Raw genomic sequence first — 26654 nt, 5'->3', positions numbered from 1 at the left:
TAATAATTCACTTTTTGAAAATTCCCTATTTATTTTTGAAAAAATTGGTAGATTGCCACAAAAAATTGAACTTAACCATTGGAATTGGTGGACCAAAAAGACTTTTTAACGAATATTGCCTTCGACTCGGTGGTGTTTGGTTTTTCGGGAGGCGCGCTGAAAATCTTAATCATGGAGTACCACAATACAGGATTCTTTGCGTTGCCGGGCGGTTTTGTCCAACGAAACGAAAACCTGAACGACGCCGTCCGAAGAGGATTGAAAGAGCGCACGGGGCTGGACAATATTTATTTGGAGCAGTTTTATACGTTCGGCGATACCGCCCGCTATAAACCCGAAATCATGCAAACGATTTTGGAATCTGGAAACTATTCTTTGGAGAAATATGAATGGCTGCTCGACAGGTTCATTTCAGTGGCCTATTATGCCCTAATCAATTATAAAGAGGTAGTTCCCCAACCCGATGCCTTATCGGATTCGTGCGAGTGGTACGACATTGACGCGCTACCACCGCTTATATTCGACCACGCCGACATCGTAGCCAAAGCCCTGCAAACCCTGCGCGACAACCTAGACCGTAAATTGGTAGGTATGAATTTATTGCCCGCCCGATTTACTATGAACGACCTGCAAAAAGTGTACGAAGCGATTTTGGGAGAGAAAATTCGTCGGACTACATTTCAACGAAAAATGCTCAGTCTGGAGATTTTAAAACGCCACGAAAAGCAATATTTGGGCAAAGCCCATAAGGCACCGTACCTGTACAGTTTTGAGGATTAACAACCTATATTGGCGGTGGTCATGAATCCTGTCAGGATTATCAAATAAATACTGAGCATTTTCATTGTGCCGCATAAAAATACTTTTTATGTTTAGCGGCAAATTTTCAAACACCCTTAATTCCAATAATCATGGCCGAAAAACAGTACAAAATCCTGCTGTCGGAAGATGAAATTCCGAGACATTGGTATAACATTCAGGCAGATATGCCCAACAAACCGCTGCCTCCGCTTCATCCGGGCACAAAGCAGCCCGTAGGCCCTGCCGACTTGGCTCCGTTGTTTCCGATGGAACTCATCAAGCAGGAAGTCTCACAGGACCGTTACATTGAAATTCCCGAAGAAGTACGTGAGATTTATAAATTGTGGCGGCCTACACCGATGTTTCGGGCGCATCGACTCGAAAAAATGCTGGATACCCCCGCCAAAATTTACTACAAATACGAAGGCGTAAGCCCGTCGGGCAGTCATAAGACCAACACGGCCGTGGCGCAGGCGTACTACAACAAAATGGAAGGCGTCAAGCGTATCACGACCGAAACGGGTGCTGGGCAATGGGGCACTGCCTTGGCCATTGCGTGTCAGATGTTTGGCATTGAGTGTGAGGTGTTTCAGGTACGCATCAGCTACAACCAAAAGCCCTATCGCAAAGCACTAATCGAGTCGTTTGGGGCCAAAATTTATCCTTCTCCTTCCGAGCTGACCGAATCGGGTCGTAAAATTCTGGCCCAATACCCCGACACGCCCGGCAGTTTGGGTATTGCCATTTCTGAAGCCATCGAATGTGCCGTGCAGGACGAAAACTGCAAATACGCCCTCGGTAGTGTACTAAACCATGTGCTCATGCACCAAACCATCATCGGACAAGAATGTTTGGTACAAATGGAGAAAGCGGGCGATTTTCCCGACATTGTCATTGCGCCTTTGGGTGGCGGCTCCAACTTTGCGGGGATTTCGTTTCCGTTCCTGCACCAAAACATCACGCAGGGCAAAAAAGTACGCGCCATCGCGGTAGAGCCGGCATCGTGCCCTAAATTGACCAAAGGCGAATTCCGCTACGACTTCGGCGACTCGGCGGGCTTTACACCATTGTTGCCAATGTATACATTGGGCCATAATTTTCGCCCTGCGGCCATCCACGCGGGCGGTTTGCGCTACCACGGCGCGTCGGTGCTTTGTTCGCAACTGTTGAAAGACGGGCTGATCGAAGCCAACGCCATCCAGCAGTTGGAGTGCTTTGAAGCGGGCATTGCTTTTGCCAAAGCCGAAGGCATCATCCCTGCTCCCGAAGCTACGCACGGCATTGCGCAGGTGTTTCGGGAAGCGCAGCGCTGCAAGGAAGAAGGAAAATCAGAAACCATATTGTTCAACCTCTGCGGACACGGTTTCTTAGATATGCAAGCCTACATGGATTATTTTGACGGCAAACTCTCCGACCACTTCCTGACCGACGAAGAATTGAAATCGGGACTGAAAGAACTGGAAGGCTATCCAAGTATTTAATTTTCAGCTTTTTACCATAAATAGAGAAGGCAGCAGTGCCTTCTCTATTTATGGTAAATATGGTTTTTAAATTATATCTGCGAACAGTAGGCAACACTATTCAATACCGGATTTTAATGGTATTACGACCAACTCCTATTACATTATGAGTAGCTTTTTTTATACGTGGCAATGATTTTTTCCGAAAAAATTCACTTGTTTAGATGGAGAAAAGTTTGTGTTATCCTCCCTCCTAACCCATTATCAACTCGACCTTGAAGCCTTTGTCGTATGAAACATTCAAGGTAGCACCTATGTTTTTGGCGCGCATTTTCATATTGTTTAGTCCCAAACCATCGGTGTTGGTGACGGGTTTTTGACTACCGTTATCGTGAATGAGAAGGTACAAACCGTTGTTTTCTTGCTTGAATAAGATGCTGACATGCTTGGCGTCGGCGTGTTTACAGATATTGGTGATGGCTTCTTTGAATATCAAGTAAATATTCTGACGCTTTTCGGGGTTGATAAACTTCGTGGCATCCTCTACTTCGAGCGTAAAAGTGTGGTCGATATTCTTCAAATGGAGGTTTTTTTCGGTAAATGCCCGCATCCGGTCTATCAGGTTTTCGTATTTATCTTTTCTTGAATCTATGGCCCAAACGGTGTCGCGCATTCGTTCCATGGCATCGTGGCTCATATCGCTGAGTTCGAGCAAAGAGGCTTTTTGTTGGGGCAGGGCAGTGAGTGCCATCATTTGCGACTGCATGGCAAGACCTGACAGGATTGTACCAACGTCGTCGTGCAAATTGCTCGAAATACGTAAACGGATTGCCTCCAATTCTTTGATTTTTTGTAACCGCTGCCGTACTCTAATCTGAACGATATAATACACAACAGCAACAGTGGCCATCACATACAGCAAATAGGCCCACCATGTTTTCCAGAACGGGGGACTAATCGAAAACGCGTACGCTGATTCTGCGCTCCAATTGCCATCACTTTTCATGCCTTTAACTTTGAAAGTGTAATTGCCAGGGGGAAGATTTCCGTACACAGCTTCCGAACGCGCCGATGGAACACTCCACGTTTTTTCGAGGCCCTCCAAAGTGTATTGGTAAATGAGTTTTTTGGGGGTGTTGGTATTGATGCCCACAAACTCAAAATTAAGGTAATTGTTATTGTAGGCCAATTGCAATTTTTCGGGGATATTATTCCATTTAGACAGACTTTCAAAGTGGAAATCATCCACAATTAAACCATTTTTTAAGACATAGGCGGTGTCTTTTGCCCAAGTAATAGACTCATTGAACAGCTTTATTTTTGTGAGTTCTACGGTGGGTTTATCGTTTTTGAGGACTTCTTCTTTGGGGTCAAAGAGGGTCAGCCTGTCCACCATCGGGAGCCAGATTTTGCCCGTTGAGTCTTGTACTATATCAAACCTACCCGCACCAAAACCCAAATAACCTTGTTCGGAGTCGTAGTTTTTGAAATAGATGGGCTTTGAAAGTGGCTGATTGGAAGCCAATTGCCGCACCGCTTCGCTCGACAATTTACTGAGGCCATTGCGTGTATTAAACCATAAATTACCCGATGAGTCTTTCAAAATACCAAAAACGGTATTATGGCTCAATCCTTCTTTTTCGGTAAAATGAATAAAAGTTTTGTTTTTGAGGTTGAGGTGCATGATGCCATTGACCAAGTCACTGAACCAAAAATTGCCGTATTTATCTTCTACTATACTTTCGACCACACTCAACTTAAAACCTTCTTTTTCGGTAAAATTGCTCAAGAGCCTGCCATTTTTGTCGAGTCTTGATGCGCCATTGAACGTACAAAACCACATATTGCCGCCACTATCTTGCCAAATCCGCACTACTTGATGTTGCGGGAGGCCCTGTTTCATATCAAACCGCGTAACGGTATTGGTGTTGCCATTGATTCTAAAAACCCCATTTTTATCTCTCGAACTATACCAAATATTGCCAGCTTTGTCTTCAAAAATGCAAACAATATAACTGCCACTGTCCCTAAAATGAGTGATTGTTTTGCCATCGGTATCGAATCGAAACATCGTCGAATAGTTGGTACCACACCAAATATTGCCCGCTCTGTCTTGCATCATGCTCACTATGTCAGTATCGCTCAAACCTTCTTTGGGGGTGTAGTTTTTGATTTTCTTAGCCTTTAATTCAAGTTTTGAAATACCTCCACTGTATGTTCCTACCCAAATATCGTGTGCCTTGTCTTGCATTACACAGGAGATTTCGGGTGCAATCAATCCGTCTTTTGGGGTGAGATTGCTCACCAATTTGCTGTGTTTTACAACCCCCTCATTGGTTCCAAACCAAAGATTATTGTCTTTGTCAGTCATCGAGCACATCACGTAGTTGTTGGGCAATCCTTCTTTTTCAGTAATCTTCGTAATGGTTGCAAAGGATTTGTCAATTTTGAAAACACCATCTGACATCGCCCCAAACCACACGTTATTATCGCGGTCTATTGAGATTTTACTGGCATAATTTTCATGATTTTCTACTAAATGATAAAAATGAGTGCCGTCAAACCTAATGATGCCTTTCCACATAGCGAGCCAGATATTGCCCGCTCCGTCTTCATCTAAATCCTTGATGGTATTGTATGCAAGCCCCTGATAGTAGCCAAACTTTGAGAAACTTTTGGAGTCGTATTTTATCAGACCTGCATCTTGGGTAGCAAACCACATATTGCCTTTTTTATCTTCTATGATATCAAGGATGTTGGCAGCCATTCCTTGCTTTGGGCCAAAATGGGTGAACGTATCGCGTTTTGGTTCAAAGAGTGTTGCCCCACCGCCCGTGGTGCCAAACCAAATATTGCCTCTTCGGTCTTCTACCATGGCCTCAATGTTGTTGTTGCTTAGGCCTTCTTTGGTGGTATAATTGGTAAAATGTTCGCCGTCAAACTTGGTAACTCCTCCCCTAAAACCCAACCAGATGTTGCCTTCCCGGTCTTCGAGGCCACATTGAAAAAAATTGTCCACCAAACCTTCTTTCTGGCTGTAATTCTCAAAGGTCTGCCCGTTGTATTTGGAGATCCCATTGAACGACCCCATCCAAAGGTTTCCTTTTCGGTCTTGAAATATATTGTGAATCTGGCTTTCGACAAGCCCTTCTTTGAGGCCAAAAATCGTAAAGTTGAAGGGATTATAGTCTTTACTCAAAGGAGCTTTGGCTACGTTGACCTGAGGAAACCCAGCACGCTTGGGGAGATGGAGGGCAGGTACTTTTTTGGGGAAAGGCACCGAGTCAAGACCTAACATATATACATTAGGGTTGCCAGTTTTGGTAACTTTCCATTTAATAGGCTTTGTATAATTGGGGAGGGAAATTTCGGTGGGTTTGCCGAGCGGAAGGGTTTCTATTTTACCAATGGGGAGCGTTTCTGATGGCGGCATGGTGTCAAGCGCAATCTGACGTACGTTGACAGGCTGTACTTTTGGGGCAGGCTGCTCCCTCTCCGAGTTGCCTCTTTGTTGGCAGGCCGAAAAAGCACACAACAAGCCAAAAATCAGCCAATTATAGCCAGAAAAGGAGTGAGTTAGTAATAATCTCAACGGGAATAATTTTAAGTCGGGAATATTAGCCAATATGGCCTTTTAAATACAGGTTAATAGCTTCGGTTTTGTTGTTTACGTGCAATACTTTGTACATTTTTTTGATGTGCGTCCGCACGGTTTCGACCGAAATAAACAACTCTTCCGAAATGGCTTGGTAGCTTCGACCATCTACCAATTTCTCCAAAATCTCTTTTTGACGCTCCGACAGTATCGTGGCTTTGCTCACGCGCCCGCCCATGAGGTGATTGATGATTTCGCGGGCAATGCTCGGCGACATGTACGACCCACCGCCTACCACAATCCTGATGGCCTCTACGATTTCTGACAGACTGGCTTTTTTGGAAATGTACGAACAAGCCCCCGAACACAAAGCCCGCAAAATCATGTCTTCTTCTTCGTAAGTTGACAAGATAATGACGTTCAGGTCGGGCTTCCAACCCAGCAATTGGGGCAGGGCATCCAAGCCCGAAATGCCAGGCAAACCGATGTCTAACAGTAAAATATCAATCTCAACATTGGGATTGATATTGATTTCGTACAAAAACGACTCGACACTGCCCACACTCAGCACAACCTCAAACTCCTCGTGGAAAGCAATGAACTTGGTGATGTTGTCGCGGATGATTTTATTGTCTTCTATCATCCCAATTGTTGATTTCTTCATAGCATTAAATTAGGGAACAAAACTATTGATTTTCAGCCACATCGCCAATCACCCGTTGGGGTGATATTGTCCATGAAAACTCACGATATTTCACCCTGTCGGGTGATTGATTGCCCTTGATTTACTGCTCAATTTTGTAATGTTAAATCTACTCAAAAAACCATGAACACCCTCAGCATGCCTCCAACTTCCCACACCCTCACGGTCTTGCGTGGGGCGGTACACCTGCCCATTACCGACATCGTGCGGCTCGAAGGCAGCGGCAACTACACGCATTTTGTACTGGCCGATGGCCGCAAAATCTTGACCTCTAAGGCCATTGGGTTTTATGAGCCGCTGCTGCCCGACACGTTTGTGCGCGTAAACAAACAACACCTACTCAACCACCACTACATCAGAGCTTTTGACAGATATTACGTAGAAATGACCGATGGCTTCTTGGCACAAGTATCTCGTCGAAAGCGCACAATGGTAAAAGTAGCTGTGTTGTCTTAAACTTCCTTTTCACCACAAAATATCAATATTTAACAATCAAATACTCATGAAAAAATCAATTATCACCGTTTGCATCTTATTTTTTGCTGTTTTTACAGCACTCGGGCAGAGTGTTACACTTGAACCTACCCAAACAAACCAATTATCGGTTCATGCTTATTCAGCACAAAGACCTACTTTTTCGGGTTTTCATAGTACGGGAGTCACTCCACCTCGGTCAGCTACTTTAAGTGGCAGAATGCTTGTTGGCTTGCAGGGTTATGGCTATACTGGAACTGCGTTTAATTCCAACCCAAATGCTTCAATTGAGTTAAGAGCTACTGAGAATTTTGGAGCCTCAGCACAAGGGGCAGACATTTCTTTTTATACAACTGCCAATGGCACTAATGCTTCATTTGAGCGAATGAGAATTGGAAATGATGGCAATGTTGGTATCGGTACTTTTCCAACAACGACTAGATTAGAAGTCAGAACTGCCACAGCCAGCTATGGGATTCAACATGGTGATGGTACTGTAAACCTTGCAACTTATGTAAGTAATCAAACGGGTGGCTGGCTTGGCACAAGAACAAATCATCCACTTTCTTTTTATGTAAACAGTGGCGGTTCAAAATTGAGCATAGCAAACACTGGTAATGTAACGGTTTCTGATTTTACTAAATTAGGTTCTGATGCTCCTGCCATTAAACAAAAGATAATTACTGGATTCAATACACCATCTTCTGAGGGCGCTAGTAGATTGATGCCTCATGGTCTTACCCCTTCAAAAATACTTTCTGTAGATATTTTTGTAGAGGCGGTTGAAAGTTTTTCAGGTTTGCTCTATCAAACTCCGCCGAATTATGTAGGTTCTGCCGAAATGCTGTATACCTATGCTGTTACACCGACTAATATTGAATTAACTCTTACTAATACAACCTCTGGAAATATTTTATCGAAACCCATAAGAGTATTCATTACTTACATGGAATAAAAACACAGAAATTATTTATTATCCTAAAGCATATGTTGGCGATTTAAATTTTGCTCTAACAGATGTTTTTGGCTGTATAAAAAATTAAAAAACAAACCAAAATACCCACATGAAAAAAACATTTATCACCCTCAGTATTACATTTTTTGCTGTTTTTACGGCTTTAGGGCAAAGCATTACACTTACGCCAACCAACCCAAATCAAGTAACAATTCGTGGGTATGGAGTACAAAGACCCACATTTTCGGGTTTTAATAGTTCAGGAAGTTCAGAAGCTCCAATTGCTACTGGAACTGGTCGTATGTTGGTTGGCGTGTATGGTTATGGTTATACAGGCAGTTCTTTTACATCAGAACCAAATGCAGCTATTGAGCTAAGAGCATCAAATAATTATACTACTTCATCGACTGGCTCACAGATTTTTTTTCGTACAACCTCTGATGGTTCTACCACAGCATTTGACAGAATGCTCATTACAGATATTGGAAGAGTAGGTATCGGTACGCTCTTACCACAAACAATTTTGGAAGTCAGAACTCCCACTGCAAGTTACGGCTTTCAACATGGTGATGGTACTGTAAATCTCGCAACTTATGTAAGTTCGCAAACGGGTGGTTGGCTTGGGACCAGAACAAATCATCCACTTTCTTTTTATGTAAACAGTGGTGGTTCAAAATTGAGCATTGCAAACACTGGCAATGTAACCGTTTCTGATTTTACCAAATTAGGTTCTGATGCCCCTGCCATTAAACAAAAGGAAATTACCGGTTATAATACAGCTGCTCTTGATGGTACTTCTTCATTTGTGCCTCATGGCTTACCTCCAAGCAAAATACTTGATGTAGCTATTTTTGTTGAAGCACTGGAGTCTGGAGATGTTTCACAAATTCCTCCACGTTTTCCAAGGGGAGAGGGTTTTAGTTATTCTTTTATAATTAAACCGTTTTTTATTGAAGTTTACTTGAATGATGGGGCTAATATTCTTAATAAACCAATTAAAGTAATTATTACTTATAAGGAATAAAAACTCGTATTTCAACTTTTGATTTCTTTTAAAAGCATCCGTTGGCAATTAAAAATTCACTCCAACAAATGCTTTTGGCTGCACAAAAAATTAAAAAACAAATCAAAATACCCCATACCCCCATGAAAAAAACACTTATCGCCCTCAGCATTACATTTTTAGTAGCTTTGTCTGCTTTTGGGCAGAGTATGACGGTATCTCCAAGTATTTTGAGTCTTCAAAGTACAGCAGTGGGCGATGTTGGTATCAGTGCCTACCGTGCAAACAATGGAGGAGTACCCGTCACGAGCGGAAGAGTTTTGTTCTTTATTCACGCAAGAGGAGAAGCAGGAGCTACGCCAAATATACCCAACGCAAGGATTATTATTGCTGCAGAAGAAAACTTTACCGCAACATCAAGAGCTACTGGCATATCTTTCGATATCACAAAACCTAATACAAACATATTTCAACGGGCCATGAGATTATCCTCCAAAGGCTTTCTTGCCATTGGTAATCTTAGGCCCAACGCTCCTTTGCAATTTGAAAATACCATTTCGAACCGTAAAATTGTGATGGTCGAACAAGCCGACAACGACCATGAGTTTACGGGGTTTGGCGTGGGTGGAGGCATTCGTTACCAAGTACCCAACACGGCAGAGGCCCATGTATTTTATGCAGGGGCAAGTGCCAGTAACTCCAACGAACTCATGCGGATACAAGGCAATGGCAACGTAGGCATCGGAACGATGAGTCCGACTGATGCAAAATTGCATATTGCATCGGGTGGCAATGCCCTGCACGTAGAAGGTGGTATAAAAGTATCGGGCAGCAGCCCTGCGGCACTTCGGTTAGAGGCAAATACCAATGTGTTTTCTATGCCTATACCTACCACCTCGGCAAATGCCCAAACTGATTTGATATTTGTTACCCGTGCCACAGGTATTGCTGGAGGTACAAGTACTAGTTATTATGCCAAATGGACTGGCTCTGATTGGGAAATCCGTCGGGAAGACAATGGTACAATAACGGGTGGGACGAATATTAATGTGTTGGTTGTTAAGCAATGAAACGACTCATTCCAAATCTCAAGGGTACATTTTAAGCTTCAATTCGCTAAACTGCATAAATAAACCAATAAATTCCTTAATTCCCCCTTTGAGGGTTAGGGGGCTTTACCCAAATGAAAAAACCATTCCTTTTCCTGCTTTTCTCCCTTTACTCTATGGCAGCACAGGCACAAGTTGTGGCCTTCAACTTTGCTCAGAGAAACACTTTCTATGGCATTGGGGGCTATTCATTTACGCAACAAACCTTTCTTAATGGCGTACAGGCAAACCCTTACGTAGTTTCGGGACCTTCGCCTCAGAATGATTTCACCTACGTGGTATCTGCCACGGGTGGAATAAAAAATATCTTAAACGCTATTTCTACCAATACCACCAATACCTCTATTTCTATAAAGTTTAATGGAAATAATGTAAGGAAATTTTCCTGCCAACCCGTCGCACTTAATGCAGGTGGTATCAATGTTACGCTTGATGACATACAACTAACAGCCACCACAAATTTGGGAAACTCTGCTACACAAACGGGGGGCTTTAATAGTGGTGCTTTTGTAGGGTTTAATGTTACTGGCAACGAAAACGAATACATTGTTTCGATAACCGCTGCTTTTACATCTACCCCAAGCCCCGCCGCCTTTCTAACACTTGCGGGAATTATGGTAGGCGACAATACTCCCCAAAATGTAGCCCTCCATTTGGATGGCGTTAATGATTATGTTTCGATACCAAATAATGTTGGCAACTTTGCCGCTAATCAAGAGTTTACGGTAACTTGTTGGGTAAAGCCTGACGCTACGCAAACAGATCTTGGGCAGCAAGACAATGACTTTCTTGAAAAATGGGATGGAACCAGTGGCTATCCGTTTGTTATGCGTTATTTGAATCAAACCGCAGGAGCTAACAACGGGAAAGTACAAATTGCCAGATACGATGGCACAAATGGCCCTAATATTATGTCAACTGCCAAAATAAATGATGGCCAATGGCATCATGTAGCCATGACAGTAGCCTCTGGTAGTCCTAAAACCATGAGTTTGTATATAGATGGCATTTTGCAAGGTAGTGTAACTGATAACACGAATGGAACTACCACTAACAATTCACCCTTATACATTGGTGTGAGGGGTATTCAGGGGAGGTACTTCAAAGGTGAAATAGACGAAATACGCATTTGGAATGTTGCCAAAACCGCCACACAATTAGCCGATGAACGCTTTTGCAAAACCCCAAACCCAACGAATCTGCAAGCCTTTTACAATTTTAACAATGGCGTACCGCATGGCCCAAATACCCTCATTAGCCAAATAAACGAAGCCTCAAATAGTGCCAATAACGGTACATTAAACAACTTTGCCAAAACAGGTGATGCTTCCAATTTTGTAACGGGGCAGGTGAAATATGTGAATAATACACCTAATATTGGCAACAAAAATGGTAGCTCTTGGGCAAATGCCTATGATAACTTACGATCTGCTCTAACAGCTAATACCTGCAACGATCTTTTTGAAATTTATGTAGCCAAAGGTACCTCAGCTTACAAATCTTCTACCACAAACAATATCAATGATAATTTCAATATCCTATCGGGGATGAGAATTTACGGTGGTTTTGCGGGAACTGAAAAAAGCATCAACGAACGCAATTTGGCATTGATAAATAGCACTAATGAAACTACCCTTTCAGGCGATTTAGGAAGCAATGACACCCCTTTTGTTTTTACCTCAAATCGAAATGATAATTCTTTTTTCGTTGTAAATATTGGCAATGACGTTGTTTTTGATGGATTTAAAGTCATTGGGGGGCGTAATGCTGGTATATATAGCAACTCCGTAACCTGCAAAATAAATAATTGCAGAATAGCAGATAATGAAGTGGGCTTAAATTTTAGAGATTCAAGAAAAATAGTCGCAAATTGCATAATAACAGGAAACAATGGCCATGGAATATATGACGATATAGGTGAGACTTCAAATTATCAAAATTGCTTGATTGCTAATAATGGGCATCACGGAATTTCTTTTATAAATTACTATTCGGATTTAAATATTATCAATTGCACTATCGCTTCAAATGGTAGTAATGGAATATCCATTACTGCCGATTTTAGTCCTACCCCTTTTGTTAATAAAATAAAGAACACTATTATAAAAGACAATACTAATGGTGGAATTTCAAATACCATGCAAGCGGCTACAACTAATACTTTCACCAACAGCTTAATACAAGGCGAAACCAGCACTGCCAATGGCAATTTGGTGGGTACTACCAATCCACAGTTTGTAAGTCCGGTAGCAAATACGGTGCGGAGTGATGCAGGAAATTATCGCCTGAAATGGTGTAGCAAAGCCATCGGTGCAGGAGATAATGCAGGCATCAATCCCTTAGATTTAGACCGCAACCCAAGAAATTTCAACGGCACAGCAGATATGGGGGCTTATGAGTTTTTGGGCAATACGCCCTCACAGGTCAATAATAGCAGCATCACGGGTACCATAGACTCACCCACCTACGCAGGCGGTGCCATTCAGACCATAACTTCAAATGCCAAAATCTTAGCTCCTGCCGGTGCCATAGATTTCAAAGCACCCAATTCAATTACACTTAATCCAGGTTTTGAGGCGAGGGGCATGGGGAAATATTTTAAGGCGGAGATTGGGGCGAATGTGGCGTGTGTGAATCCGTAAAAATCCGTGCTGGAACCTGGCAGCGGCCAACCGTCCGTGCGATCCGTGTGCTAATTAACACCGCTTATTAGCATACGGATGACCGCTGCGGCGCACCGCACGGATGTTACACGGATAAAAATTATGCTGAAGGAAACGAAATATAATGAGCTAACTGAGCAGATAATCAAGGTTTTCTTTGAGGTTTATAACGAATTGGGCTTTGTATTTTTAGAAAAAGTATATCAAAATGCGATGTACATAGAATTGAAGAACAGAGGTTTTAAAGTAGAAGCACAAAAGCAAATTTATCCAGTCAACTTCATACAAGCCTTATCCCAATTATATCCCACTCTAAAACCCTCTTCGTAGCTTACGGTCAGGCGGCCACCGAGCTAACCCCGATAAATCTACACTATCTGCATCAATGCACCCTTGAATGGTTTTTGTTTCTGCCCCTACCCACCCGACGATGCGCTACGGTGCGGAGAATCCTTAAGGGAAAGCGATAAGTGGCTTTGAATCGTATATCTGCGAGGTTTCGTTTCTTCTTATTTACTAAACTTCTGAGTCCGAGGAGTAACTCCTTTTTGCTGTTTGTATGGGAATTCAGGACGAACAGAGGTTAAAAGCTATAAATTCTCTTCCAAATCCCTTGCGCTCTATCTAGCATTTCAATAGATTTGTAAATATACGAATCCACAGACCTTTTTATCGTGAACCAATATCTACAAATCTTCCGTTTTTTGTTAAATTTTTCTCAACTACGTGACAGCGTAATCCGTGATCTTAACAAGTTTGAATCAGTTTTTTGGCTAGGTGACTTAGAAGACCCAATTCAAACAATTGTTCAAGACAATGGTAAGGAAGCAGATTTTTGGTTAAAAGTTGTAAAACCCATACCACCTTCTAAACCAACTTTTCCAGCATTACCAGCTATTTTACGAGGCTGGGTGGTCGAGGAGACATTAACCCGTACCCAAGGAGAGCCCGACTTAAGACCTTCTTTTACGGATACGAATGGACACATCTCCCCTGTTTCCAGCCAAATAGAAGATGTATTTTTAACCTATTGCATAGAACTCTGGCCACGACATAAACAAGAGTACCAACAAGCATTAGAGCTTTTTAAACAACAAGAAATCGAATACCAACGTACTTCTAAAGTATACCGTGAACTATTTGATACTTTTAAGAAAATCCAAAATTTCGGCGATGAGTATGAACTGCTAATGGGTTTCGGATTACTATGCCAATCGGAAAATACTTTCATCAAAAGGCACGTTTTTACAGTTCGAGCTGCTATTGAGTTTGTGAGCAATACACGAACCGCTTACATCGAAGTTAAACCTGACTTAAGTAACAGCCGCTACTTCATAGAGTCGGATATGTGCCAAGACTTAGAAGGTTTTAACGTAGACGATGCGCAACGTGTGTTAGCAAATGCCTTGGAAAATGCTGAAATGGATGATTATTTTTCAAAACAGTTTTTTGGAAAAGAGGGGTTTCTAAATCAGTACACTAACGTTCTTCACACACAGGCTCAGTACTATGACAATGTGCAACCCATCAATAAAAATCATCCGAAACCGACTGTTTACTTTGCTCCGGCATTAATTTTAAGAAGACGAACTACGCGTAGTTTAACGGCAGTTTATAAAAAAATCATTGAACAATTGGAGGAGGGCGAAAGCATTGACGCATCCTGTGTGCGTGCTATTCTAGAAGCAGATGCCCCCATTCATGCCGACATTCAACGTAGTCTTACTTTCAAAAACGATTCAGTTTATTTCCCAAAACCTTACAATGACGAGCAAATAAGCATTGTTAATCGACTGCGAATCAACAACAAAGTTCTTGTACAAGGTCCGCCGGGTACCGGCAAATCCCATACAATCGCCAACCTGCTATGTCATTTGCTGGCACATGGAAACCGCGTATTAGTAACAGCCCAAACCAAACGCGCACTCGAAAGCTTAAAAGACAAAATCCCCGAAGAAATCAAAGCTTTGGCGGTGAGCATGTTAGGTGATGATATCAAATCTGCCAATGACTTGGAGCAATCTGTCAATACAATTACAACAAAGTTGAATGATTCGGATATCGACAGTTTGGGAAGAAAAATAAAACTTCTGGAAGAACAACTCAACATCCTCTATAAATCCAAAGCCGAACACGAATATGAATTGCGACTGTTGAAAGAAAAAGACTGCCGCAAACAAACGTTAAACAGCCTGTATAAAGATACACTTGATCGTTTAGCCGAACGAATTATCAAAGAGCAACCCTATTTTGAGTGGTTTACTGACGCTCTCGGTTGCCTCAGGGAAAGAATCTCCACCGAGTTTTGTCTTCCTGACCATCCACATCTATGGTATGAACTGGCAAATGTCCAAAGTGATTTTGAAAAACTTTTTGAATTAACCACTCTTTGTAACGCATACAACCCAGAAGATTTACAAGGAAATTTACCTGATTTAGGCAGCCTATTATCAGCGCAAGTACTAAAAGATAAATTTTTATTAATCAGCAACTTCGAAGAAAAATACAACAATAAGAATCCCGAAGTGATCTCTGGTGTCAATTTAGATTTACTATCCGAGCAAATACAAAAGCGCGAATCAGCTATCAGAAATATTGACAAAATTATTCAAGACCTTATTGCCCTTCCCAAATATAGTTGGAATGATAATGTCTGGAATGACTGTTCTGGAAAAGTAAATGCCCTAGGCTGGCAGAGTCGCGTCAGTAAAACCCAATCCTTTTTAGAAAAAGATTTCGCCAAATTATATGACCGCTTTACAACAGAGAATAAAATCCAAATACACAATTTTACCGATTTTCAAACCCTCAGAAACGACGCAAAAGTCTTGCTGAACTACTTAGAGAGCAAAAATAAGACCAAGATTTCGTTTGGGTTTATTGATAAGTTGACACTACCTTCGGACATCAAGGAGCGAGAACGATTCGTGAATGAAGTTAAAATCAATGGGAGCCTTTGTGACGAAACAAGTGAGTTAAAACTAGCAATTTCTTATTTTGATTTCAGAATAGATTGCGAAAATATTTTAAATACTTGGAAAGATGATAAATCTTTAAAGTACGATGAAAATCTTCACATAAATCTTAAACAACGCTTATCTACTTTAAAAGACGTTATACAAAAATCAGAAGATTACCTAATTGAAGAAACAACGCTAAAAAATGCAGAAAATATATTATTTGAATTAATAAAAATCAGAAACATAAACGAAAATCAAATCAAATTAATAGTACAGAATATTGACTACACAAAAGACATTCAGATCAACGAAACGGCTAAAAATCAAATTCAGAGGCTTTTAGATTCTCTCCAACAACCGTATTCCCATCCTATTTCACAGTCTTTACATGAAGCGGTAAAAAACCAAAATTGGCTTGAGTATCAAGCCCTAAAAGACCAACTTACTGAGCTTATCAGAATAAGAATTCACTACGAGGAGTTTAGAAACTTAACAATAAAATGTGCAAAAATTCTTCCAAAATTTACCGCCAATATTGTGGAAGATCGTAGTAACGCGGAGCAAATAAAATCACTTTCTCAGGCTATTTATTGGCACAATGCAAACACTGAAATCAGAAAACAACTAAACCAATCAGAAACTGAATTATACGAAAAACTAAAAAAAGAGGAAACCAACATTCGTGATATAACTGCGCAACTTGCGGCTGAAAAAGCTTGGGTTGAGGTATTGAGCCGAATAGACAATAGCTTATCCTCTAAGCTTACGCGCTGGGCAATGGCTATGAAAAGAGCCCACGGTAAGGGAAAAAAAGCGCTCCAAAACCGTAAAGCAGCTCAAGAGCTAATGGCTGATTGTCAACAAAGCGTCCCGTGTTGGATTATGCCATTGCCTAAACTGGTCGAGACACTACAACCTGAGCCGGCTATTTATGATTATGTAATTGTGGACGAGGCCAGTCAATTAGGACCAGATGCTATGTTTCTGATGTACTTAGCTAAAAATATTATCATTGTCGGAGATGATAAACAAACGGCACCACAATATGTGGGTGTTGAAAATGACAAAGTACAGGACTTAATAAATCAACATTTAAAAAACATACCTTACAATAGTTTCTTTAATATAGATTACAGTTTTTTTGACCACGCAAATGCTTTCTGTTCAGGGCAAAAGGTTGTGTTACGTGAGCATTTTAGGTGCATGCCTGAAATTATTGAATTTTGTAACAAACATTTCTATCAATCAGCTGGAATTGGGCTTCATCCTCTGAAACAATACAATGATAATCGGCTCGAACCCCTTAAAACCGTTTTCGTTAAAGGGGGATACACCGAAGGAGAAAGCACTACCATTAGAAACAGTCCTGAAGTCGACGAGCTGATAAAGACTATACAAGCATGTTTAATGGACAAACGATACAAAGATAAAACGTTTGGTATCATCGCTTTGCAAGGTCAGTTGCAGGCACAGATGGTTAACCAGAAATTATTGACCCTGATAGATGCTCAAGAATTTGAGCACCGTAAAATCATTTGCGGCGACGCCAAAAGTTTCCAAGGTGACGAGCGGGATGTTATGTTTTTGAGTTTAGTAACGGCTCCAAACCACAAACGTCGAGCTTTGACTACCTCAGAATTTGAAAGAATGTTTAATGTAGCGGTTAGTCGCGCTATTGAACAGGTATGGCTTTTTCATTCGGTGCAACTCGAAGATTTGACCAATAAAGATGATTTACGTTATAAGCTATTGAGTTATTTTCAGAACCCTTTAGAACCTCCTATTATAAGTAACAAAGAAATAGAAGGGGTTCCAAAACCTTTTGACAGCCAATTTGAAGTAGAAGTATATAACGAAATTGTAAAACGCGGATATACTGTTACGCCACAATATAGTGTAGGCCACTATAAGATTGATTTAGTGGTTTTATTACCCAATGGGGTTAAAATAGCCGTTGAATGTGATGGAGATAAATACCACAGTACTCCAGATCAAATAGCAAATGATATTGGCCGCCAAAAAGTCTTGGAACGAGCTGGATGGCAATTTTTTAGAATTAGAGGTGGGGACTATTACTACTATAAGTCAAAAGCTTTAGAGGGACTATGGGCACTTTTAGAGCGTAATTGTCCCCCAAACGTTCCCTTGAAAGTTAATGAGAATGAAATCATTCAAGATTCTGCCTTTACAACAAAATCTACAATACCCACTGAGCTGATTAACCTTTTTTCACCACCTGAGCCATCCATAGGATTTACACAGGCTAGATCTCAGGAAGGTACTGTTTTTGTTGAATCAGAAGTAATTAAGCCAAAATCAAACGAACAACTTGAGGTATCAGAAATAATAAAGTCACCAATACTCCCAAAATTTTCTAACAAATTCAAGTCGCATCCAGATGCACTAAAGTATAATACTATTTTGGCATTCACAGACCAGCACCGCGTTTATTCTATTAAAAATCAAGAGTTTAATAACATAGAAAGTTTCTTAGTAACCCTTGAATTAGAATTAAATGAAAATCCTATTTACTTCTGTGGGACAACCCAATTTAATGGATTTATGCTTTTTGGATTTGAAAATGGTAAAGTGGCAAAAATTCATATGAGCGCTTATAAAACTCGCTACCAACAATTGGAAGCCGCTTTTAGCTCACACTCATCCCTTTGCTTTATTTCATACATAGAGAATGACATAGAACTATTGGCACACAGTAAAGTAGCAGATAATCGAATCAAGGCTTTTATTTTTAATACAGAAAATATCAATCCTGTTAGTTCACGAAGCAGTATAGGAGTTCAGGTAATGAGACTTGGCGAGAGAGGTGGAAAACTAGACGGTTTAAAAACCTTAGATAAAGTACTTCTTACTAACCAAACCTACTATTTGCGCAAGGACATTCCTCAGACAGGCTTTTTTCTAAAAGAAGAAGAAGGAGATACCATAAAATAGTCGCAATCTAAATTTACCCCAATGCCAAACAAAAACCGCCGCAAAGCCCAAGCTCGGCGGCGGTTGCTATTTTGAACGGATAACGGCTCCCTCTTACTTCTTCAGATTCGCCAAGTACTCGATTACATCCCGAATCTCTCTTTTGGAGAGCAGCGAGCCCATCGGCGGCATCCCTGACGGCATGTTTTCGCGTTTGGTGATGCGGGCTACGGGAATCACCAACGGCTCGGCGTCGGAGGTGTTGATGGTCAGTTCTTCGGCGGTTTCTTTCGCCAAGGTACCATTGACCACCTGCCCGTCTTTGAGCGTAAGCGAGACCGAACCGAAGCCCGGCGCGATGCGCGCACTTGGTTCCACTAGCGCCTGCAACAGCTGCTCACGGGTAAGCACATCACCAATGTGGGTCAGCGCGGGGCCTACTGCACCACCCGTACCACCCACCGCATGGCAACGCACGCATTGAGCGGTGGAGTTGGTGTTGAAGATGTTACGGCCCTGAAAACGGTTGCCACCGTACATCGTTTCGGCGTATTCATCCAAGGCCGAAGCATTGGGTTTAAGCGATGCCATTTTGGTTTTTAAAGTCGCCACACCCGAGGCGTCTACGGCTTCTTTCAATTCCAAAGATAGGTTCGGTGAGAGTTTTTTAGCGGCCAATTGGTCAATCAAATCTCCCAAAATCACCTGCGTTTTGTCGGCTTCCATTTTGCCCAACACTTCCAGCATTTTTTGCTGCTCACGCACCGTCCCTTTGGTAAAAATAGAACTCACGATAGCGGGTAAGCTTTCTTTGGTTACGTTTTTATTGTCCAACAATCCCAACGCCACAGTACGCACGCTTTCGTCTTTGTCGTCCATGCCTTTCTTGATGAGGGCGTCCATTTGGGCGTAGCTTAGCTGATTCAGCGCGGGCAAAATTGCGGCTTTCACTTTGGGGTCAGTTGTGGCGTCATAAAGTTCGGCCAGTTGCGCGTTGGCGCTCGTAATCTTCAAATCGGCCAGCAAACCTGCCACCGCAATCAGCGATTCGGCGTTTTTCTCTTTCAAAAAATTAGCGATATGCGGTGTAACTTTGGTCCGTACGCCAGCGGGATCGCGTTCGATTTTGCCCCGGTAGCGACCATCCACACGGTCGAGTACCGACGGATTCGCCCACGTACCCAAAGTGGCTAGGGCTTCCGCTTTTACATCATCTTTGATGTCGGTGCGGGTAGCAAAAGCCACTAACATATCCAATTCTTTGTCGGTACCCACGCGCAACGCGGCATTGATGGCGCGACGCAGGATCACGTCCGACGTAATGCTTTTGTCCTGCAATTTCGCGGCCAACGCGGGCAGCGCCCCCGGAATCGAGAGGTCGTCGTTGATACCGCGCGCGGCTTCGGCCACGATGTATTCGTCTTTGTCGTTGAGAAACAACGCGATGTTATCATTTTTCATCCGTCGAAGCACCAATACCGCCGCCGTACGCAGGGCTTTGCTTGGGTTGTTGGCCAAGGCGACCATTGGTTCTGCTTTCCCGATTCTCGACAACGCTAATACCCCAGCGTGACGGATGTATACGTCTTCGTCGTTGTTGGCCGCAATCATCTCAATCAGGGGCGTTACGGCATCAGCGTAGGCAATGCGTCCCAAGGCCTCAGCAGCATAAAAACGAACGCGTGGGCTGGTGTTTTTGAGCAATGGAATCAGCTCACTGCCTGCCGTAGCGATGCGGGCATCGCCGAGCATTTTGGCCGCCTGAGTAATGATTTCGGGGTCTTTGTCTTTCAACAAAGGCAACAATATCGACGCATTGGCTTTATTGACGCGGGCCAATTGTCCTACGCCCCAAATGCCGTGAATCCGTGCCAACTGACTTTGGGTTTGATCAATGGCTTTGGTCAACATCGGTACACCTTTTGTGCCCCGGCTCACCAATTCAAACTGCGCTTTTTGACGAATCCGCATGTCTACATTCGACAATAACGAATAAAGCATATCCTCACTTTGCGAAGCATAATCCAACTGAATTAGGCGTTTGGTTTCCTGACGCACCGCCGCCAAATCGTTCTTTTCTTTGGTTACGTCGAGTTTCCACACGCGACCGTAATTTTTGGTATCCCAGCCGTTAATCCAGTCGGCTACGTACAAGGCTCCGTCGGGACCAAATTTAATACCTGTGGGCAGAATACCGCTGACAATGTCTTTTTCACCATCCAATTCAAACGACGCGCCTTTGGGTTTGAGGCCAAACGACCAAATGTGCGAGCGCGTAGGTGTACCCACAAACTCCACCAAGAAAAACTTCTTTTTCCAATCTGAGCCCAAAGCCGTACCTGGATTGTAAACCATGCCCGTGGGGCCGTTGTGGTAGTTCATGATGGGCGGAATGATGTAGGCTGCCTGTCCGTCCCAGCGGGGCTTAAACAGCTTTTCGTCCATCCACACCTTGTATTTATTGTTTTTGGGATCGGTGTATTTACCATACTGCCAGTTGGAACGCCAGCCCGCATCGGAACCTTCCACGATGTGAACCAACCGCTCACTTTCGCCAGGGTGGTCGCCGTCGTTGTCGGAAGAAATCAGGTTTCCGTATTCGTCAAACACAAACTCGTGGGTGTTGCGCAGGCCATGGGCAAAAATCTCAAAATCACTACCATCGGGGTTGGAGCGCGCAATAATGCCAGAGTTGGGATGCTCATGTTTTTTGCCATCGGGAGCGGTGATGTTGGCACCAATGTCGCCGATGTTCCAATAAATACGGCCGTCGGGTCCTTCAATAACCCCCGACATTCCGTGGCCACCAAAACCGATGTGGACCCCGTAGCCGTGGCTAATCGAAGTTTTTTTGTCAATGATACCATCACCGTTGCGGTCTTCGAGTCGCCACAAATCGGGGGCTATCCCTACAAACATATCCTTGGCTCGGACCAACATTCCACCCGCTACGTCGGTAACTTCTTCGTAAAAGTCCTCCAAAATACGGAGCGAAACATCCGCGATTCCGTCGTTGTTGGTATCTTCCAAGCGCCAAATCTCGTCTTTTTCCACCGCCAAATCTCGCCAATCGTGCGAGCCATCTTCGTTGAGGTCGGCCAGCCACGAATTTTCGGCGGAGCGCTCAGGAGCGAAGGTTTTCCGCAAAAACGCGCGACGGTCTTCCACCGTTTGCAGGCCAATGGATTCGGTCATCCAGTCGCGGTGCCCACGAATATCAAACTCGGAGTTTTTTTGGCGATTGGTACGGTTGAGGTACACTCGCCCTTTATCATCGATAGACATCGCCACCGGGTCAGGGGCGAGCGAATCAGACGCCCAAAGGCTCATTTGTAGCCCGTCGGCCAATTTTATGGCCGTTTTCTCGCGAATTTCCCGGGCGTTGGCCAACGCCTTTGCAGGGTCTTCCTTGATCATCACAGGTTGGCTACTGCGCGGCATTTTCATACACGAAACCACCAGAAAGGCGACTCCAAGCGATGCCGAGAGTTGAATCTTGGCCTGTTTATTTAAATGCATGGGTTATTGAACGTTATATGTTAGAGAGAATCAAAAATAAACAGTTGTAGATTAAGTAAAACGGCTAATTACGGGTTTTTACTTATGGCGGACTCTTTTTTTAGATTAACCCCCAGAGGAATCCCACCACAAGGGTATTTTTGCAGACTTTTCAAATTTTTGAAAACGGGGACGCCTAGTCGGGGACGCCCAGTCGGGGATAGTCAATTCATTATTTCCCGCCAAATTCAAGTATCAGGGTCTCACCTTTGCCTTCTTTACATTGAATGAATGCATTAGATTATTCATAAACCTCTATCCCAACATGAAAAAACTTGTTATCCTCACGATTGTTTTATTTAGCCAATGGGGGCTGATGCAAGGCTACGCCCAAGTCACCCAACGCAACATTTTAGGGAATAAATACGCCTTGGAAGTCGTCAAACAATCCCTAATTCCACAAAATCAATTCAAGCCTTATCCCAAAACCGTTGGCGAGTGGAAAGCCGCCCTCCCCGACTCCGTCATTGTGCGCACCCTCAAGGCAGGAGAAGCGCTGTTGGATTATAAATTTGAGCCCATCTCGGCCACTCTTTCACTCGACTTCGTGCGCTCCGGCGACCGCGAGCGTCACAGCAGAATCTCTTTCAGCAAACGTAACGCTCTGATTGACTTGGTGTTGGCCGAAAGCATTGAAGATAAGGGTCGTTTTACAGAAGCTATTCTCAACGGTGTTTGGTCTATCTGTGAAGAAAGCTTTTGGGGTGTTCCCGCTCACATTAGCGGTACAGGTTTACCCAATGTAGAAGATAACATCGTCGATCTTTTTGCAGCCGAAACCGCGTCAGTTTTGGCATTGACCGACTATTTTGTGGGTGACAAACTGGATAAAATCAATAAGCTCATCCGTAAGCGCATTTATCACGAAACCAACCAACGGCTCTTTATTCCGATGCTCAAAAACCCCGACCGCTATGGCTGGATGAGCAAAAAAAACGCGGTCAACAACTGGAATCCGTGGATTATGTCCAACTGGATGACGGCCACGCTGCTGCTCGAAAAAGACGAAGCCCGTCGTGCGGAATCGCTGCATAGCGCCATGTTGGGATTGGATTTGTACCTAAACGGACTGGGCGAAGACGGCGGCTGCGACGAAGGACCGAGTTATTGGTTTGCGGCGGGGGCCTGCGTGTTTGACTGCCTAGAATTGCTCGACGAAGCCACAAAAAACAAAGTGGCGATTTACGATGAACCGTTGATTCAGAAAATGGCGTCGTATGTGTACAAAACCCATATTTCCAACGATTACTTCGTCAACTTCGCCGATGCCGACCCCAAACTCAAACCCGACGGCGTTATGCTGTACCGTTTTGGGCAAAAAATCAACGACCCGCAATTGAAGCAGTTTGGCAAATGGGCCGTAGAGAAATACCCAACGGCCATTTCCAACAACGGCTTTCACCGGATGCGCAAGATTCAGAACCTATTGACTTTCAAGAACATTGAGCCCGCCAAAAACAGCTACGAACCCGTAAGAAACGCGTGGTTTAATGACATTCAAGTGCTGACCACCCGCGCCGACAACGGTTTTTATATGGCAACTCACGGCGGCCACAATGCCGAAAGTCACAACCACAACGACGTAGGAGATTTTTTGCTTTATGCCAACGGTGAGCCGGTCATCATCGACGCAGGGCGCGGGAATTACACGGCACGCACGTTTTCGTCCAAACGCTACGAGCTGTGGTTTACGCAATCTCAGTACCATAACTTGCCAATCATCAACGGCTTAGGACAAATCGCGGGCCGTAGCTACGAAGCCACCAACGTAAAAAGCACCGTCAACGATAAAGAATCATCGTTGAGTATGAACATTGCGCCGAGCTACGACAAAGCCGCTGGTATTGCGGCTTGGAACCGTACCGTCAAGTTGAACCGCGCCAAAAACACGGTGGAAATCAACGACGATTACGCGCTAAATCAAAAGCCCAATTCGTTGCAGCAGATATTTATGACCGTTTGCGACATCGACATCGCCACGCCTGGAAAAGTCGTCTTTAAGACGTGGAAAAACCAAACCGTTACGCTGCAATATGACCCCAAACTTTGGAGCATTTCTACCGACTTACCTTCTACCGACGGCATGGAATACGTGAGTTTTAAAACCAAATGGGACAATCACCCCGTGCAGCGTATCATCCTGACCAACAAATCATTGGCCCAAAAAGGAAAGTACGGATTTACGATAGGAATGAATTAAGAAGTGATTGTTGAAGTGCGATACGTACGCTTATTTTACGGAAACACCCCTGTTCGTTGACTACTAACAGGGGTGTTTCCGTAAATGGGCTTTTAAATCGTGCTTATTAACCTAAAAGCCTACTTTTAATCAAATCTTTCAGAGACGCTATTGAGTTTTACCTTTGATTTATTATTACATTTAAGTCATCGCAAAAACGTTACTTTCAGACAAGTGAAAATGAACAACTCTATTCTGTACATTATGCTTGCCATTACGGCGGGCGTGTTGATTCCGTTCCAAAGTGCCATGAATTCGGCCTTGGGCAAAGGACTTCAAAACCCTTATTTTTCAGCGCTTACCATCTTTATCGTAGCCGTCATTGGGCTATCTGCCTATATAGTGTTATCGCGTCAAACCGTTCCCAACATGACGCATTTTGCCGCCCCTCCCAAGTGGAGCTATATCGGTGGCCTTTTGGGCGGCACCTACGTTTTGCTCGTTGTCTGGCTTGCACCAAAGCTAGGCATCGGAAACGTAACCGTTCTGGTATTGATGGGGCAGGTAATCGCCGCCATGGTGATTGACCAATTTGGGCTACTCGGCGCCCCGCTCCACCCTATCACTTGGCAACGATTGATAGGCGTAGTGCTTTTGTGTACGGGAGTGTATATGATTAGGAAATTTTAGAGACTGTTTTTTACAATTATGTTACTTGGGTTCCAGTTTCAAACAATCCCCGTCACACGTATTCTATTGACACATACAGCATTGACTCAAAAGGAAGAGCATAAATTAGTCGAGGCGTTCAAATGTAGATTTTTCTTAACAAGTTGACAAGAAAAATCTACATTTGAACGAAGTAGAGTTTTTGAACGTATGAGTTACCTGCTTGATACCCGCACACTTATTTGGGCAATAACAGAGCCACAGAAGTTGTCTGGTAAAACCGCCTTAAATCACCTCCCGTAACGCCTCTTCATTGGCCTCAATCAGCTGCTGAATGTGCGCATCTTCCAAGGCATACGAGAAAAACAGGCTTTCAAACTGCGAAGGTGCCAAATAAATACCGCGCTTAAGCATGGCTTGAAAATAGCGACCGAACATCGGCAAATCCGACGCTTTGGCAGAGGTAAAATCCGTAACGGGCTGGTCGGTCATAAAAAGCGTAAACATCGACCCGATGTGATTGATAGTGAAGTTTAACCCCAGTTTTTGAAGGGATGCTTTAAACCCAGCGGTGATGGTGTTTCCCACTTCATCGAGGCGCGTATATACTTCGGAGTGTGCTTCCAAATAACGCAGCATCGCCAATCCCGCAGACATTGCAATCGGGTTTCCAGAAAGTGTACCCGCCTGATAAACAGGCCCTGCGGGCGAAACGCAATCCATAATTTCTCGTTTGCCACCGTAAGCACCAACGGGCATTCCGCCGCCGATGATTTTACCCATCGTGGTCATGTCGGGCACAATGCCGAAGCGCTCCTGAGCGCCTCCTTTGGCCAACCGAAAACCCGTCATCACCTCGTCAAAAATCAGCACGATTCCTTCTTTGGTACACATCGAACGAATGGCCTCTAAATAGCCTGCATTGGGCAACACACAACCCATATTTCCGACAACCGGCTCCAAAATCAAAGCGGCAATTTGGCCTCTGTTGGCATCTATAAGTTGTTGTAACGCGGGCAAATCATTGAACGGAGCCGTCAATGTATCGTTGGCTACGCCTTTGGTTACACCCGGACTATCGGGAACGCCCATCGTCACCGCGCCACTGCCCGCCGAAATCAAAAAGCTATCTCCATGACCATGGTAACACCCTTCAAATTTGATGATTTTGTCGCGTCCCGTATAGCCACGCGCCACCCGAATCGCCGACATGGTGGCTTCGGTCCCAGAATTGACCATCCGGACTTTTTCCACCGATGGCACCATCCCTACAATCAATTCGGCCATTTCAACTTCTTTGCGCGTAGGCGCACCAAAAGAAAAGGAGTTCTGAATGGCGTCCGAAACCGCCTTTTCAATCAGTTCGTGGGCATGACCCAAAATCATGGGCCCCCATGAATTGATGAATTCTAAATATTGATTTCCGTCTTCGTCGTAGATGTAGGGACCTTTGGCCGACTTGATGAAAACCGGCGAGCCACCCACGGCCCTAAAAGCTCTCACGGGGGAGTTTACACCTCCCGGAATGTATTGTCTTGCTTTTTCAAAAAGGTCCTGACTTTGTGTACGTTGCATTCGTTTTTGTTACTTAATT

Annotated in this window: 15 protein-coding genes; 11 read left to right on the top strand and 4 right to left on the bottom strand. The window is 43.7% G+C overall.

Translation table 11 applies throughout. The features are described 5' to 3' along the window. The first annotated feature begins 87 nt into the window (after window positions 1–87). Both GVN20_RS18040 and GVN20_RS18035 read left to right on the top strand, forming a co-directional pair. Window positions 88–780 (top strand): NrtR DNA-binding winged helix domain-containing protein, encoded by a 693-nt coding sequence (locus GVN20_RS18040; protein WP_166559680.1) that lies wholly within the window; start codon window positions 88–90, stop codon window positions 778–780. A gap of 131 nt (window positions 781–911) precedes the next feature. Beyond that, window positions 912–2282 (top strand): TrpB-like pyridoxal phosphate-dependent enzyme, encoded by a 1371-nt coding sequence (locus GVN20_RS18035; protein ID WP_166559679.1) that lies wholly within the window; start codon window positions 912–914, stop codon window positions 2280–2282. Window positions 2283–2514: 232 nt separating this feature from the next. Here GVN20_RS18035 and GVN20_RS18030 read toward each other — a convergent pair whose 3' ends face one another. Together GVN20_RS18030 and GVN20_RS18025 are read right to left on the bottom strand one after the other, a co-directional pair. Then, on the bottom strand, window positions 2515–5853 hold the full coding sequence (locus GVN20_RS18030; protein WP_166559678.1) for a sensor histidine kinase: 3339 nt from the start codon (window positions 5851–5853) through the stop codon (window positions 2515–2517). Window positions 5854–5878: 25 nt separating this feature from the next. Beyond that, window positions 5879–6520 (bottom strand): response regulator transcription factor, encoded by a 642-nt coding sequence (locus GVN20_RS18025; RefSeq protein WP_166559677.1) that lies wholly within the window; start codon window positions 6518–6520, stop codon window positions 5879–5881. A 162-nt stretch (window positions 6521–6682) separates the two neighbouring features. Between GVN20_RS18025 and GVN20_RS18020 the strand changes: the two genes are divergently transcribed. The 7 genes from GVN20_RS18020 to GVN20_RS17990 all read left to right on the top strand — a co-directional run bounded on the left by GVN20_RS18020 (window position 6683) and on the right by GVN20_RS17990 (window position 18675). After that, complete coding sequence (locus tag GVN20_RS18020) at window positions 6683–7015, top strand: LytTR family DNA-binding domain-containing protein (protein ID WP_166559676.1); 333 nt, start codon at window positions 6683–6685, stop codon at window positions 7013–7015. A gap of 46 nt (window positions 7016–7061) precedes the next feature. Next, window positions 7062–7988 carry a hypothetical protein gene (locus GVN20_RS18015; RefSeq protein WP_166559675.1) on the top strand — a complete coding sequence of 309 codons (927 nt, stop codon included), beginning with the start codon at window positions 7062–7064 and terminating at the stop codon, window positions 7986–7988. A 109-nt stretch (window positions 7989–8097) separates the two neighbouring features. Next, a complete protein-coding gene (locus tag GVN20_RS18010) occupies window positions 8098–9012 on the top strand; it encodes a hypothetical protein (RefSeq protein ID WP_166559674.1) in 915 nt (304 codons plus the stop codon). Between the two features lie 122 nt (window positions 9013–9134). Continuing rightward, entirely contained in the window at window positions 9135–10061 is a 927-nt protein-coding gene (locus GVN20_RS18005) for a hypothetical protein (protein ID WP_166559673.1), read from the top strand. 314 nt (window positions 10062–10375) lie between these two features. Beyond that, a complete protein-coding gene (locus GVN20_RS18000) occupies window positions 10376–12742 on the top strand; it encodes a LamG-like jellyroll fold domain-containing protein (RefSeq protein ID WP_166559672.1) in 2367 nt (788 codons plus the stop codon). A 78-nt stretch (window positions 12743–12820) separates the two neighbouring features. Next, the gene (locus tag GVN20_RS17995; protein ID WP_229599108.1) at window positions 12821–13093 is read left to right on the top strand and encodes a GxxExxY protein; all 273 of its coding nucleotides are present in this window, start codon (window positions 12821–12823) and stop codon (window positions 13091–13093) included. A gap of 344 nt (window positions 13094–13437) precedes the next feature. Beyond that, window positions 13438–18675, top strand: a complete 5238-nt coding sequence (locus GVN20_RS17990; protein WP_166559671.1) for an AAA domain-containing protein — start codon at window positions 13438–13440, stop codon at window positions 18673–18675. 93 nt (window positions 18676–18768) lie between these two features. Here the strand turns inward: GVN20_RS17990 and GVN20_RS17985 are convergent, their stop codons facing one another. After that, window positions 18769–22173: a HEAT repeat domain-containing protein gene (locus tag GVN20_RS17985; RefSeq protein ID WP_166559670.1), complete on the bottom strand. Its 3405-nt coding sequence runs from the start codon at window positions 22171–22173 to the stop codon at window positions 18769–18771. Between the two features lie 304 nt (window positions 22174–22477). Here GVN20_RS17985 and GVN20_RS17980 point away from each other — a divergent pair, with 304 nt between their 5' ends. Next, window positions 22478–24412, top strand: a complete 1935-nt coding sequence (locus GVN20_RS17980) for a heparinase II/III family protein (protein WP_166559669.1) — start codon at window positions 22478–22480, stop codon at window positions 24410–24412. Window positions 24413–24631: 219 nt separating this feature from the next. After that, window positions 24632–25081: a DMT family transporter gene (locus GVN20_RS17975; protein WP_166559668.1), complete on the top strand. Its 450-nt coding sequence runs from the start codon at window positions 24632–24634 to the stop codon at window positions 25079–25081. 264 nt (window positions 25082–25345) lie between these two features. On the opposite strand, the gene hemL is transcribed toward GVN20_RS17975, so the two are convergent. After that, window positions 25346–26635: a glutamate-1-semialdehyde 2,1-aminomutase gene (hemL, locus tag GVN20_RS17970; RefSeq protein ID WP_166559667.1), complete on the bottom strand. Its 1290-nt coding sequence runs from the start codon at window positions 26633–26635 to the stop codon at window positions 25346–25348. Between the last annotated feature and the right edge of the window lie 19 nt (window positions 26636–26654).

Source organism: Runella sp. CRIBMP, assembly GCF_009905605.1.
Lineage (GTDB): Bacteria > Bacteroidota > Bacteroidia > Cytophagales > Spirosomataceae > Runella.
The sequence above is the reverse complement of the archived record's forward strand: the minus strand, read 5'-3'. Positions and strand labels throughout refer to the sequence as shown.